The organism is Streptomyces sp. MMG1121 (assembly GCF_001280015.1).
Lineage (GTDB): Bacteria > Actinomycetota > Actinomycetes > Streptomycetales > Streptomycetaceae > Streptomyces.
Map to the genome: position 1 here is coordinate 1 of NZ_LGDV01000064.1, position 621 is coordinate 621.

1 protein-coding gene is annotated in these 621 nt (G+C 68.0%); it reads left to right on the forward strand.

The features are described 5' to 3' along the window. Positions 1 to 621, forward strand: a 621-nt coding sequence (locus tag ADK64_RS07980) for a zinc ribbon domain-containing protein (protein WP_199829526.1), incomplete at both ends; no start/stop codon positions are given.

Sequence of the window (621 nt, forward strand, 5' to 3'; positions counted from 1 at the left end):
GGCCACGAGGTCTGGAACAAGCAACGCAAGGAAGAACGCCTCATCGACGTCGACGACGTCACCCTCGGCCACCGCACCACCATGACCCGCAACCCCAGCAACGAGTGGATCTGGTCCAACGAACCCGCACACGACCCACTCATCACCAAGGAACTCTTCGAAACCGCCCAGCACGCCCGCCGACAACGCGCCCGCCCCTACCAACAACACGAACGCCCCAACCGGCGAAGCACCCGGCGCGCCTACGTCCTGCGGGGACGAGTGAAGTGCGCCCTGTGCGGACGCAAGATGCAGCCCTCGCCCATCCGCGACCGCATCTACTACCGATGCGAGTACAAGCAACAGGAAGCAGCCCTCTACCCCGGGCTCGACCACCCCCGCACCGTCAACCTGCGCGAAGACATCATCTGCCGCGCACTCGACACCTGGATCGCCCGCGCCTTCACCCCCGAGCGCCTCACCGCCACCCTCACCGCACTCAGCCAGGCCAGCATCGCGGCAAACGCCGCACAGTCCGACACACCCGAGCAGGCCCAGGCCCGCCAGGCGATCAAGGACTGCGAGCGGCGCCTCGCCCGCTACCAGGCCGCCCTCGACGCCGGAGCCGACCCAGCCATCGTC